Source organism: Bacillus sp. LR_5 (assembly GCF_042709275.1).
This window is the reverse complement of the sequence record NZ_JAVAXX010000053.1, coordinates 17,603-30,073: the sequence shown is the minus strand read 5'-3', so window position 1 is coordinate 30,073 and position 12,471 is coordinate 17,603. Positions and strand designations below refer to the sequence as shown.

General features: G+C 42.7%; 17 protein-coding genes, 1 pseudogene and 1 riboswitch. Of the genes and pseudogenes, 2 read left to right on the top strand and 16 right to left on the bottom strand.

Features of this window, described 5'->3' with window-relative positions; all coding sequences use genetic code 11:
• The 7 genes from rluB to scpA all read right to left on the bottom strand — a co-directional run.
• Nucleotides 1–705, bottom strand: a 705-nt coding sequence (gene rluB / locus RAC86_RS13565; RefSeq protein ID WP_377885756.1) for a 23S rRNA pseudouridine(2605) synthase RluB, incomplete at its 3' end; no start/stop codon positions are given.
• A 91-nt stretch (nucleotides 706–796) separates the two neighbouring features.
• Nucleotides 797–1,333 carry a spore maturation protein SpmB gene (gene spmB, locus RAC86_RS13560; protein WP_003223896.1) on the bottom strand — a complete coding sequence of 179 codons (537 nt, stop codon included), beginning with the start codon at nucleotides 1,331–1,333 and terminating at the stop codon, nucleotides 797–799.
• 4 nt (nucleotides 1,334–1,337) lie between these two features.
• Nucleotides 1,338–1,928 carry a spore maturation protein SpmA gene (spmA, locus tag RAC86_RS13555; RefSeq protein ID WP_014114249.1) on the bottom strand — a complete coding sequence of 197 codons (591 nt, stop codon included), beginning with the start codon at nucleotides 1,926–1,928 and terminating at the stop codon, nucleotides 1,338–1,340.
• Nucleotides 1,916–3,064 carry a D-alanyl-D-alanine carboxypeptidase DacB gene (dacB, locus tag RAC86_RS13550; RefSeq protein ID WP_061187615.1) on the bottom strand — a complete coding sequence of 383 codons (1,149 nt, stop codon included), beginning with the start codon at nucleotides 3,062–3,064 and terminating at the stop codon, nucleotides 1,916–1,918. The genes spmA and dacB overlap by 13 nt, the downstream gene beginning before the upstream one ends.
• A gap of 122 nt (nucleotides 3,065–3,186) precedes the next feature.
• Nucleotides 3,187–3,726, bottom strand: coding sequence for a YpuI family protein (locus RAC86_RS13545; protein WP_014114251.1), 540 nt, complete (start codon nucleotides 3,724–3,726; stop codon nucleotides 3,187–3,189).
• A gap of 54 nt (nucleotides 3,727–3,780) precedes the next feature.
• Nucleotides 3,781–4,374, bottom strand: coding sequence for an SMC-Scp complex subunit ScpB (gene scpB / locus RAC86_RS13540; protein ID WP_003223904.1), 594 nt, complete (start codon nucleotides 4,372–4,374; stop codon nucleotides 3,781–3,783).
• Nucleotides 4,364–5,119, bottom strand: a complete 756-nt coding sequence (gene scpA, locus RAC86_RS13535) for a segregation/condensation protein A (RefSeq protein ID WP_032727417.1) — start codon at nucleotides 5,117–5,119, stop codon at nucleotides 4,364–4,366. Before scpA ends, scpB begins: the two co-directional genes overlap by 11 nt.
• 302 nt (nucleotides 5,120–5,421) lie before the next feature.
• Here scpA and RAC86_RS13530 point away from each other — a divergent pair, with 302 nt between their 5' ends.
• On the top strand, nucleotides 5,422–5,946 hold the full coding sequence (locus RAC86_RS13530) for a DUF309 domain-containing protein (RefSeq protein WP_014114253.1): 525 nt from the start codon (nucleotides 5,422–5,424) through the stop codon (nucleotides 5,944–5,946).
• Nucleotides 5,947–5,959: 13 nt separating this feature from the next.
• Here the strand turns inward: RAC86_RS13530 and ribT are convergent, their stop codons facing one another.
• The 8 genes from ribT to RAC86_RS13490 form a co-directional block, all read right to left on the bottom strand.
• A complete protein-coding gene (ribT, locus tag RAC86_RS13525; protein WP_003223910.1) occupies nucleotides 5,960–6,334 on the bottom strand; it encodes a GNAT family N-acetyltransferase RibT in 375 nt (124 codons plus the stop codon).
• Nucleotides 6,335–6,445: 111 nt separating this feature from the next.
• Complete coding sequence (gene ribH, locus RAC86_RS13520) at nucleotides 6,446–6,910, bottom strand: 6,7-dimethyl-8-ribityllumazine synthase (RefSeq protein WP_003223915.1); 465 nt, start codon at nucleotides 6,908–6,910, stop codon at nucleotides 6,446–6,448.
• A 32-nt stretch (nucleotides 6,911–6,942) separates the two neighbouring features.
• On the bottom strand, nucleotides 6,943–8,139 hold the full coding sequence (locus tag RAC86_RS13515; protein WP_014114254.1) for a bifunctional 3,4-dihydroxy-2-butanone-4-phosphate synthase/GTP cyclohydrolase II: 1,197 nt from the start codon (nucleotides 8,137–8,139) through the stop codon (nucleotides 6,943–6,945).
• 14 nt (nucleotides 8,140–8,153) lie between these two features.
• Nucleotides 8,154–8,801 (bottom strand): riboflavin synthase subunit alpha, encoded by a 648-nt coding sequence (gene ribE / locus RAC86_RS13510; RefSeq protein WP_072566498.1) that lies wholly within the window; start codon nucleotides 8,799–8,801, stop codon nucleotides 8,154–8,156.
• A gap of 10 nt (nucleotides 8,802–8,811) precedes the next feature.
• Nucleotides 8,812–9,897, bottom strand: coding sequence for a bifunctional diaminohydroxyphosphoribosylaminopyrimidine deaminase/5-amino-6-(5-phosphoribosylamino)uracil reductase RibD (gene ribD / locus RAC86_RS13505; RefSeq protein ID WP_072566499.1), 1,086 nt, complete (start codon nucleotides 9,895–9,897; stop codon nucleotides 8,812–8,814).
• Between the two features lie 129 nt (nucleotides 9,898–10,026).
• Nucleotides 10,027–10,171, bottom strand: a riboswitch (FMN riboswitch).
• Between the two features lie 120 nt (nucleotides 10,172–10,291).
• Entirely contained in the window at nucleotides 10,292–10,636 is a 345-nt protein-coding gene (locus RAC86_RS13500) for a hypothetical protein (protein WP_003223922.1), read from the bottom strand.
• A 236-nt stretch (nucleotides 10,637–10,872) separates the two neighbouring features.
• Entirely contained in the window at nucleotides 10,873–11,427 is a 555-nt protein-coding gene (gene sipS, locus RAC86_RS13495) for a signal peptidase I sipS (RefSeq protein ID WP_072183498.1), read from the bottom strand.
• Between the two features lie 63 nt (nucleotides 11,428–11,490).
• Nucleotides 11,491–11,778: a hypothetical protein gene (locus RAC86_RS13490; RefSeq protein ID WP_072566500.1), complete on the bottom strand. Its 288-nt coding sequence runs from the start codon at nucleotides 11,776–11,778 to the stop codon at nucleotides 11,491–11,493.
• Between the two features lie 15 nt (nucleotides 11,779–11,793).
• On the opposite strand from RAC86_RS13490, the pseudogene RAC86_RS13485 reads away from it, so the two are divergent.
• Nucleotides 11,794–12,031, top strand: a pseudogene (locus RAC86_RS13485) (hypothetical protein).
• On the opposite strand, the gene RAC86_RS13480 reads toward RAC86_RS13485, so the two are convergent.
• On the bottom strand, nucleotides 11,974–12,180 hold the full coding sequence (locus RAC86_RS13480; RefSeq protein WP_003223929.1) for a zinc ribbon domain-containing protein: 207 nt from the start codon (nucleotides 12,178–12,180) through the stop codon (nucleotides 11,974–11,976). The pseudogene RAC86_RS13485 and the gene RAC86_RS13480 overlap by 58 nt on opposite strands.
• Between the last annotated feature and the right edge of the window lie 291 nt (nucleotides 12,181–12,471).

Genomic DNA, 12,471 nt, shown 5'->3' with positions numbered 1-12,471 from the left:
CGCTCTGAGCCTTTTGACTTCATGCGGTGTTAGCTCTCTGGCATCTCCCGTGTGCAAGCCTCGCAGGTTTAAAAACGCGTATTCTTCACGCTTCAGCTTGATTACCTCATGCCCGATCGCTTCGAACATACGGCGCACCTGTCTGTTGCGTCCTTCATGAATCGTCAGCTGAATAATGCTTGTTTGCTTTTTCTTATCCAAAGACAGCAGCTTCGCTTTAGCAGGCGCCGTTTTGCCTTCTTCAAGCCTGATGCCGCGCTCCAGCTTTCTGAGCAGCTCTTTAGGCGGGATGCCTTTCACCTTCGCCACGTATGTTTTGTCTATTTCATACTTAGGGTGCATCAGCTTATTGGCAAACTCGCCGTCATTGGTTAAAAGCAAAAGACCGCTCGTATCATAATCCAGACGCCCAATCGGGTAAATGCGCTGCGGGACTTCTTTAAAAAAGTCCGTCACGACTTTGCGCCCTTTGTCATCTTGGGCTGCAGAAATAACGCCTCTTGGTTTATATAAGAGAAAGTAAACCGGCTCTTCGCGTTCAACCTTTAACCCGTTTACCTCAATCTGATCAGAACCGGTAACCTTTACACCAAGCTCTGTTACTACTTTGCCATTCACCTTTACTTTTCCTTCTTTAATCAGCTCTTCTGCCTTTCTGCGCGATGCAACTCCGGCATGAGCAATCACTTTTTGCAGTCTTTCCATGTCTTTCACCTCAAGTATTATCTTACTTTTTTCAACCTTAACAAACAAGCTTTTTCAAATTCCTATGCCAAATCCAAAAAAAACGCCGTTTTCAGGCGCTCCCAAATAATAACGTAACGATGATGATAGATGCAACTACGCCGATTAAATCAGCCAGAAGTCCCACCTTTAATGCATCACCCATTTTTTTGATGCCGACCGCTCCGAAATACACAGTCAGTACGTAAAGCGTTGTATCTGTTGATCCCTGCATGACCGAAGCCAGCCTGCCGATAAAGGAATCGGGTCCGTATACTGCAATTAAATCTGTCGTCATGCCGAGTGCGGCCGTACCGGAAATCGGGCGGATCAGCGCAAGCGGCACTACTTCAGCGGGGATGCCGATAGCAGAGAAAACCGGTTTTAAAAGGTCCATTATAAAATCAAGCGCGCCTGATGATCTGAAAACAGTTATGGCGACAAGCATTCCGACTAAGTAGGGGATAATGGAAAAGGCGATTTCTATCCCTTCTTTTCCGCCTTCGACGAACGATTCATATGTGGGAACCTTTTTAATAGTTCCATAAAGAAGAATTCCGGCAATTATGATCGGAATCATGGCTAAAGACAGCCAGTTGATGATTTCCATCCGCTCACCTTCCCTTCTTTTTGCGGCGGTAATAAAAATACCGGTCAATGATAATGGCGCCGATTCCGGAAATAAGTGTCGCTAAAATACTAGGTCCGACGATATCTGTCGGCGTTTTGGAGGAATAAGCCATTCGAACAGCGATTACGGTTGTCGGAATGAGGGTGATGCAGGACGTATTCACCGCTAAAAAAGTAATCATCGACCGGCTTGCTTCCGTTCGGTTTCCATTCAGCTTTTTCATTTGCTCCATTGCTTTAATGCCAAGCGGAGTTGCTGCATTCCCGAGACCGAAGAAGTTCGCCATGAGATTCGATAAAATGTAGCCCATCGCCGGGTGATCCGGCGGTATATCAGGGAACAGCTTAGATATAAAAGGCCTGCACATCCGGCTGAAAATATCCAAAAGCCCTGACTGCTCGGCTATTTTCATTAAACCAAGCCAGAAAACAAGCACGCTCATCAGTCCGAATGAAATCGTAACAGCTTCCTTCGCACCCTTAAATACGGCTTCATTTACATCTTGCAGAGTTCCGTTGCACATCGCAAAAACAAGTCCGATCACAGTTAAGCTGACCCAAATTATATTGACCATTTTGCCCCGCCAGCTGCATTCAGAAAGATTGATTTAAACGTTTCAAAAAATTGTTTTTTCGGTTTTTGATGTCGTTCATTTTCATAATAGATCGGCACTTTTGCGATCGTTTCATCATTGAACATGATCTTCATATGCCCTACGATGTCGGGAATTTTTGAGGCGTCTTTTTCCCATGTTTTTTTCGGCTTAAGGAGCGTGGTTTTAATGTTGACATCTTCTTTTTCCTCTTCGGTTAGCAAATAGGTGATATCACGTTTGATAAAAGCCTTCGATTCATAAAATGTGCCTTTCAGCTTTGGAATGTCCCCTTTTTTCGCGATTAAATAGGTTTGATAATGATCAAACACATAGTTAAACATCTTCATATGATCATCCCAATCGTTAGGGTCATTTATGGTGACGGCTATCAGGTCAATGCCGTCCTTTGAAGCTGTTGAGACCAGTGTCCGTTTTGCAAGTTTTGTATATCCTGTTTTTCCTCCTGTGCTGTATCGATAAAGCATGGTCAGCAGTTTATTTTTGTTTTTCCAGACGCTTTCCATCGTTTCTGCTTTGTATATTTTCGTACCAGAAATCTTTTGATAGTCTTTCAGCTTCATAGCATATTTGGTTAAAATGGCCATGTCATAAGCTGTTGAATAATGATTTTCATGGTCGTCCAATCCGTGCGGGTTTTGAAAACGGGTATTCTCCATGCCAAGCTGCTCAGCTTTTTGATTCATCATATAAACAAATCCATCGAGGCTTCCACCGACATGTTCAGCAATTGCGACAGCGGCGTCGTTTCCCGATCTCAGCATCAGGCCATACACAAGATCTTTTAATTTCACTTTTTGCCCCTCTGTTAAATAAATGGCAGAGCCTTCTGTTCTGACAGCATTTGCGGACACTGTCACCGTTTCATCCATTTTGCCGGATTCGATGGCGAGAACGGCCGTCATGATTTTTGTGATGCTTGCAATCCGCCTTTTTTCATGCTCATCCTTGGCAAATAACACTCTGCCTGACGCTCCGTCAATAACGATCGCGCTTTTTGCACTGACATCTATAGCAGCATGTGCTGTGTTCACATTTACATTTGCAATAAGAAAAGAAATCATGACCATGAATACTGCTTTTTTGAAAATGCGCATGTTTGCTCACGTCCTTGTGGTGGTTTGTACAAGTTTATGCGCATGTCCACCAGTTATGAATAACAATTATATATCTGCAGGTAAACATAAAAAAACTCTCCCTGAAAAAGGGAGAGTAAAAGTTATCTGATTGGAGCCATGCTTGATCCGGACGTTTCGTAATGGGCCAGCTCTTCCCTCATCTTCAGAAAGGCTGCGCTCAGCGGCAATAATAATTGCTCAAGCGACGCAGGAACAGCATGGTAAAACTCAATTGCGCTGACCCCGGTATAAGATGCCCGGCTATTTTCACACCACGTGTCTTTTTTCGGCATAAAGAACTCTTCGATGCATTGGTGATACACATTATAAAGTGTTTTTTCCGCTCTGGCTTCCTGAAAAGGCTCTTGCATCAGGAGACGGCGGCACGCTTCTGCGCCTCCTTCACAAAATACTGTCATTCTTCTCAGAGTGCTCAGCACATCACAGCAGTATCCTTTCTCAGTAGGCAATTCAGCCTGTAAGGACTCCAGCGTCGTTTGATTTAGGTAATCGTTAACGGTATTGACAACCATTGATAAGAATTCGCCTGTTTTTTGAGTCTGCGCTCGCACAATCGAATGTCCCATTTCGTTTGGTATCTTCCCCTCATGTCTTTGTCTCTCACATTTTGCTTCTTTCATGATAGCTTCTTCCTTATATCTTATGATGATGAAAAAGCGCGATTCATTAAACTTCTATTTTATATCTTCGAAGGTTTGGTTAAAGTTTTCAAAAAATAAATCTGCTTCTTCTTGAAGAACGTCTTCTTCCGCATTTTCGGGCAGCGGCGGAAGCTCGTCCAGCGTTTTCAGACCAAATTGTTCAAGAAAAGTCGGCGTTGTGCCGTATAAAATAGCCCGGCCCGGACCGTCAGCCCGTCCGACTTCACACAATAGCGCCTTCGCGACAAGGCTGTGTAAAATCCGCTCTGATTTTACACCTCTGATTTCTTCAATTTCTGCTCTCGTAATCGGCTGTTTATATGAAACAATGGCCAACACTTCTAAAGACGCTTGAGAAAGGCCCTTTGATGGCACTTCAATCAGTTTTTTCAAGTATGGCGCAAAGTCTTTTTTAGTAGAGAGCATGTACGTATCTGCATATTCAATAAGTTCAATGCCCCTTGTATCCCCGCGGTATTCGTCCGCCACATCCGCCATGATGGTGTTCAGTTCTGGCTCTTCGATTTCAAGCACTGTTAACAGCTGCTTTTTTGTGAGCCCTTCATCGCCTGCCGCATAAAGAAGGGCCTCCACAATAGCTTTCCAATTCACGATATCAAGCCCCATGAATGGATTCACTCCCCGTAATGTAAATATCTGAAAAATTATGTTCCTGTTCAATGAGAACCAGCTGATTTTTCATCAGCTCGAGAACGGCTAGAAAAGTCACAACCAAATGGTCTTTTTGCTCATATGGAAACAGGTCCATAAAGTTGATTCTCGTTCCTCTTGATTTCAGGCTGTGCACGATTTCGTTCATTCTGTCTTCGATTGGTATTTCCTGTCTGGTAATTGTTGTTTCCATCGGCCTAGTTATTTTTTTGCGTTTCAGCACTTTTTGAAAAGCCCCGATCATATCATAGACCGTGACAGAGAGCTTTTGCTCAGACTGTTTTACTTCTTTTGCATATTCGCTCAAATCACTCGGCGGTTTTGTGAACGATTTTTGTCTTTCTTCTTCCCGTTCTTTTAAATCCTTCGCCGCATCTTTATATTTTCTATACTCGATCAGCTTTTCAATCAATTCTTCCCGTGGATCTTCTTCTTCAAGTAATTCATCTTCAAAAAGCTCCTCCTCTTGCTTCGGGAGCAGCATTCTGCTTTTAATGCTGAGCAGCGTGGCAGCCATGACCAAATATTCGCTGGCAATATCGAGCTCAAGCACACGCATCGTATGTACATATAATAAATATTGTTCAGTGATCTTCGCCACAGGTATATCATATATGTCAATTTCAAGACGATTGATTAAATGAAGCAGAAGGTCCAATGGGCCTTCAAACGTATCAATTTTCACTTGATATTCTTCCATCATCTCACCATTTTCAAGTATCACTCTCATTGCCAGATAAACTGGCTATCCTTTAGTATAAGCCACCAAAAAGCTCTCGTCCAATACTATTTCATTTCCTGTTTTAAAGCAGTTTGTACAGAATATTCAAAACAAAAAAGGCGTTCGCTCAGACTATAACAAAGGAGGCAGGAGAAAAAAGTCTTAGCGGCGGTTCCCCTTTCAATACCATGCTAAAACAAAGAGTCTATCCGGGCTAAGCGTTCTTTTTTCCTTTTCTCCTTCCTGTGTTACACTAAAGGCAGATTAAAGGAGGAAGCATCTTGTATCCGAAAGCTTATATCGATTATCTCGTTGAATTTCACGCGACACGGGATTATTTTGAATGCCATGAAATATTAGAAGAATATTGGAAGGAAGATCCGCCAAACAATCGAAAAGTTTATTGGGTCGGCTTTATTCAGCTTGCTGTTGCTTTGTATCATCACAGAAGGCAAAATACAGCCGGAGCAAAAAGACTGATGGCGAACAGCATCCGGATTCTTCAAGCGGAAAAACAAGCGGTCGAAGGCTTGGGGCTTGATCATAGTCGCTTACTCGAGCTTATGCAGTCGGTTTACGAACAAATCGAAACGGGCTCTTCCTATGAGAGCATTATGCTGCCGATCAAAGATGAGAAGCTGGAGGAAGCATGCCGAATTGAATGCAAGAAAAAAGAGTACACATGGGGGCAGCCCAGCACACTCACCGATACGTTTCTTATCGACAAGCACCGTTTGCGGGATCGGACTGACGTCATCCTTGAACGTGAAAAAGAAATAGAACGGAGAAAAAAAAGCAGAGGCTGATTTCAGCCTCTGCTTAATTATTGTATGAAATGTCTTGATCTTGCTGACCTTGACAACGTTCGAAAAAGCTCTGCGTTAATTCATTTGGAACCAGTACCTGCGTTTTGAATAAATGCTTTAAAGCATCCATCATCTGTTTTCCGATTCCTTGATGGCGATGAGAAGGATTTACACTGATATGCCGGATCTCAACTTCAGAATCCTTTTTTTCGACTCCGATTGCTCCGACGATATCCTCGTCCTCTTTCCAAAGAAAGAGCTGGCGGTCTGTATCCGTTTCGTAGTCCTTAATTGTCTGCTGAAGCTGCTTAAGGTCTTTTTCATTCGGCATGAACGAAAGAAGTCCCATCGCAATCTTTTCAAACGATTTTTTATAACGAATTAACATAAAAACCCCTCTATATCAAAATGTCCAGTCTGCTATTAACGGATACGAATAGGTGATCCGTTTTCTCACATTATATCATTTTCGCCATATTTTTAAACTGTTTTCAGCAAATTATTCAAATGAACGGTTTAAATTTGCCATTTCTATGGCAGAAACAGCACAATCTACACCTTTGTTGCCCGCTTTTGTGCCGGCACGCTCGATCGCCTGTTCGATATTTTCAGTTGTCACAATACCAAAGATGACAGGTACACCAGTAGTGTTTGCTGCTTGCGCGATACCTTTTGCAGCTTCATTGCAGACATAATCGTAATGTGTCGTCGCGCCTCTGATGACGGTGCCCAATGTGATAATAGCGTCATATTTTTTTGTTTCCGCCATTTTTTTCGCAGCAAACGGAATTTCAAATGCGCCTGGAACCCAAGCCACATCGATATCATTTGTGTCTACACCGTGTCTGAGCAACGCATCTTCTGCCCCGCTCAGCAGCTTACTTGTAATAAAATCATTAAATCTTCCTACTACGATTCCGATTTTAAGACCTGTACCAACTAAATTTCCTTGTATGATATTCATATGATTCCCATCCTTTTTTGTGATATTTGTGATTAGAAATGAAGTAAATGACCCAGCTTGTTCATTTTGGTTTGCAAATATTTTTTATTGTGCTCTTTTGCTTCCATTTGAAGAGGCACTCTTTCTGAAATGCTGAGCCCATAGCCTTCAAGGCCGGCGATTTTTCGCGGATTATTCGTCAAAAGCTTCATATTCCGCACACCGAGGTCGCGTAACATTTGTGCACCGATGCCATAGTTGCGAAGGTCAGGCAAGAATCCAAGCGCCTCATTGGCTTCTACGGTGTCATAGCCTTGTTCCTGAAGCTTATAAGCTTTTAATTTATTGATTAAACCGATGCCTCGGCCTTCTTGGCGCAAATACAAGAGCACTCCCCGGCCTTCTGCGGCAATTTGCGTCAGCGCGGCGTGCAGCTGCGGGCCGCAGTCACAGCGATGAGATCCAAACACGTCACCTGTGAGACATTCTGAATGCACCCGGACCAATACCGGTTCTTCACCGAACGGCACATCTCCCATCACAAATGCGACATGCTCTTTTCCGTCTACCTCATTTGTGTATCCGTAAACCTTGAATGTGCCAAAATCAGTAGGCAGCGTAATGTCGACTTCACGCTCGACAAGTGTTGTTAGATTGTAACGGTATTGAATCAAATCTTTAATGGTGATCATTTTTAATTGATGCTTTTTCGCAATTTCAATGAGCTCAGGCACTCTCGCCATCGTTCCGTCTTCATTCATAATTTCACAAATGACGCCGGCTCCTTGAGATCCGCAGGCTTCGGCAAGATCAACAGCAGCTTCTGTATGACCCGCTCTTTTCAGGACACCTCCTTTTTTCGCAATCAGCGGAAAAATGTGCCCGGGACGCTGAAAATCAGACGGCACGGATTTGCTGTCCAGCAATGCTTGAACGGTAAAGGATCTTTCTTGAGCGCTGATACCCGTTTTCGTTTTACGGTGGTCAATGCTTACCGTAAATGCAGTATGGTGAGAATCTGTATTATGCTCAACCATAGGATGAAGATCAAGCTTGTCTGCGATTTCCTCACTGAGCGGCGTGCAAATCAGCCCTCTTCCGTGTGTAGCCATAAAGTTAATGACTTCTGGAGTTGCATGCTCGGCAAGAGCCACAAAGTCTCCTTCATTTTCTCTGTCTTCATCATCTACAACTATGATGACTTCGCCTTTTTTTAAAGCATCTAGTGCTTCTTCTATCGGATGAAACATGCAAATCTTCCTCTCTAAAAGCCGTTTTCGCTTAAGAAGGCTTTTGTTATGGTTTGTTGGGTCTTATTTTCATTGGCTTTATCCAAAAATCGATACATGTATTTTCCGATCATATCGCATTCGATATTCACTTTAGAGCCGATCGTTTTTTCTGAAAAAATCGTTTCGCTGATCGTATGCGGTATTAAAGAAATTGTCACTGTGTCTTCTGTCAGCCCGAATATGGTTAAGCTCACGCCGTCCACGGTAATTGATCCTTTTAAGACCAGTGTTTTTGTTAAAGACGGGTCCATCTTTAAATCATAGTAAACAGCGTTGCTTTTCTCATCAATTCGTGCAATTTCAGCAGTTCCGTCGACATGCCCTGAGACGAAATGACCTCCGAAACGGCCGTTTGCCGCCATCGCTCTTTCCAGATTTACTTTGCTTCCTTTTGATAAATCATTTAGTGACGTAGCTTTGACTGTTTCAGGCATAACATCCACTGTGAATTGATTTTTTGTAAAATCAGTGACAGTCAGACAAATGCCGTTCACTGCAATGCTATCGCCCAGATGAACATCCTCTAAAATCTTTGAGCAATTGATTGTTAAGGCCATTGAATGCCCTGCTTTTTTCATGGATTCGATTGTGCCTGTTTCTTCAATAATTCCTGTAAACATGGTCACCATCCTACTCGTTTATCGGTTTTGCCGTCAGTTTGATATCACGGCCGATTTGTGTTATATCAGTGAATTGTAATAAGGGGACATCTTTCATTGATTGAAAACCTTCACCGGAGATTAAGCTGGGAGCATGCGTTCCTCCGATTAGTTTAGGGGCAAAATAGAAGATGATTTCTTGAAAACAGCCTTCTTTGACAAAGCTTCCGTGAACAGCTGAACCGCCTTCCACGTACACCGACATGATGCCTTCTTCCGCAAGGATTTTCAAAACATCGGGAACTTGAATGCGCTCAGTTTCAAGCGTAAATATGTTCACACCTAAAGCTAAAAGCCGTTTTTTCTTTTCCTCGTCTGCGCGCGTTGTTGTAAAAATCCATGTCGGCGCTGCTTGATCGCAAATCACTTGAGTGTCCTCAGGAATCGAGAGTGCGGTATCAAGTATCACCCGAACCGGCTGTTTTGTCACATCCGGCAGCCTGCAAGTTAAACTCGGATTGTCAGCTATCACAGTGCCAACTCCGACTAAAATGCTTTGGTGTGTTTTCCTGTATTGCTGAGCATCCTGTCTTGCAGCCTCTGACGTGATCCATTTGCTGTCGCCCGTGCTGGTAGCTGTCTTTCCGTCAAGGCTTGCGGCAGCTTTTAGTGTGACGTAAGGAAGGCCTGTCCTCATGAAGTGCAGAAATTTTTCATTCAGCTTCTCCGCTTGGTCAGCCAGGATGCCTTCCTCTACTGCAATACCGGCTTTTTCAATCATGCTGATCCCTCTTCCGGCCACAAGCGGGTTAGGATCTCTCATCGCCACGAACACTCTTTTGATGCCAGAGTTGATAATCAGTTCTGCACATGGCGGTGTTTTTCCGTAATGGCTGCACGGTTCGAGTGTAACGTAAATATCCGCACCCTTTGCATGGGATCCGGCCATATGGATGGCATGAACTTCTGCATGAGCTTCGCCATATTTTAAATGGGCGCCCATTCCGACAATTTGTCCGTCCTTTACCACAACAGCGCCGACGAGCGGATTGGATTCGGTCTGTCCTTCGCCCTGCTTCGCAAGATCTAATGCCAGCTTCATATAATACTCTTCCATTTGTTTCCCTCCCCTCTTTTGTTATTTACCGTCAAAAAAGCCCCGAATTTATGAAAAATCCGGGGCTTTAGGTATTTTACGCAATAGGAAATAACACTATGCATTTTTGATACAATTGCATAGCGGCTCATCATCCTTCTCCCATCCAGACTTTCACTGTCGGCTTCAGCTTAAACTGAATCCACCGCACGCTTATGCACACGGGTCACGGGCTCTAAAGCGAATTCGCTTTACTACCGCCGGTCGGGATTTCCACCCTGCCCCGAAGGATACAATCTTTATTCATTTGTCCTTATTGGCTATTATAGCGATCCTTTTTAAAGTACGCAATGAAATAAACTTACAATTTGAGAAAAACAAAACATCACCCTTCGATCCGAAAGGTGATGTTTTGTTAATCATTCACTTTGGCAACCTTGATTAAACCATCGATCCGCTTTGATTTGCTGAAGTATGCCTTAATCTTGTCGCCTTCTTTTATATCAGACAAATCCTGATTTAATTTTTTTCCGTTGAAGATGATTTTCGTGCCGTTTTCTGCTTCGCCATGATACTCTGAGCCATCAATTTCCGTCACTTTATATTCCTGGATGGTGTATTCCTCTTCTTCCGAGGACAAGGTTTGTCCAATTGCTGTCGGAACATCCTTCAGCTCAACATCATTTATGTACATATAACCGCCTGCAAGTAAAAGCAAAAGCACTAACAGAATGGTAATCTTGGTTTTTATTCTTCCCATTTTTAAACCTCCAGCCAATATGAATCTATTCATTCATATGAGTTATTCCTTTTTTTCATGAATAAAAAACCGTAAAGTCTCGTAAATTATTAATATAACGATGCATAACGGGAATATGTTTCACATTTCTGCAAAAAATTCTTTTCTATAGTTATACGAATTTATGTTCTGGTTTTGGGGGATGAACGAAAAAAGAAATAAAAAAAGCAGCCTCCTGTTCAGGAAGCTGCTTGATCCTAATTTGTTTTGCGCATTTCGTTAAACGGGAAGAAAACAAACTTAGACTTGCCCGCAATTTGTTTTTTCGTGAAGAGGCCAAGCCCGTTTCGGCTGTCCATTGAGTTCCGCCGGTTGTCACCCATCACAAAATACTTGTCATCAGGCACTTTAACCGGGCCGAAATCATCGGTCAAATGGTCATAACCGTCCTGCTTCGCTCTCTTTTTATTGGCTGCCAAATAAGGCTCGGGCACCTTTTTCCCGTTGATATAAAGCTGGTCGTTCTTCATTTCAACCGTATCTCCAGGCAGGCCGATAATCCGTTTGACATAGTGAACATCATCCCCGTTTAATACGACGATGTCTCCTCTATCAAACTCGCCGATGTATTTGACTGTCATATTGACAAAAACCCTTTCACGGTCATGAAGTGTAGGATACATAGAGTCTCCATCAACGACATACGGCGCAAAAATAAAATTGCGGATGAGCAGAGCGAGGACGACAGCAATCACAATTGCTTTTGCCCATTCTAACATTGTTTTTTTCTTCGAAACATTTTCTGATTTCAACTGATTTCCTCCAATAAACAACGATCTTCAATTTATGTTATCACGAATCAAAAAGAAATCCCATCAGGACCATTGAAGTGATTTTACAATCTGTTCATCTTCATCTTCTGCCCAAATCATGCCTATCTTTTTCTTGTCGATCACAACCAGTCCTGCATCAAATGTCGCTTGGGAAATTGGACTCCAGCTGATTAGTTCAACATAATCGGGCTGAACATCGACATCAGCATTCGTATCATACACAGGATCATCCGAAAAATAACGTAAGAAATAATCGCATAGTTCAGAAGCGATGGGCTCGGAAGAAAGAGAGTACTCGTATGCTAAATCTTTAGATCGTATATAACTCATGAGGTTACGGGCAGTCTGTTCATCTACTGCATTCCATTGATCGCCCAGTCCATGATACCCATGGCGCTTGACAAAATGATTCACGTCAAGAAGGTTACTGGAATGTTTGCGGCAGCCTATTTCACAGGTGACATAACCGGCATCCCGTTTTGCTTTCATGATATGTTTAAAATCATTGAAGCCCGAAAACATGGATCAGCCTCCAAAAAACAAATCCAATATATTGCCGGCGGTTGAAGATTCTTTATTATAAAACTCTGAATATCCGCAATTCTTACAGTACACCACAAGAAAACGGTTGTGCTGCACATCAAACAACTTCGATAATCCCGTACCGGTTGTGGCTATTTCTTTTTGTCCCGCTTCAGTACTTCCGCATTTTATACAGCCTTTGTTGTTCATAACGCCAAGCTCCTTTTCATAACATCACGTTTGTTTTGATTCATTTTACTACAAAATCCCATTTTCAATGAACCATGTAACTTTAAAGTTTTCTTAATTTTATATATGAAGTCCACAGAAATAAAAGCCAATTCTGCCTGCTTGACTTGACGTGACTGGCTAAAAAAGATGCAATGATTGAAGAATCTACCCCTTTTCGCGACATCATATAAAAGATAAGTATTTTTACCAATAAGTTTACGCTTATTGACTCTAGCAATAATACATATAAAAAATAGTGAATTTGAAAGG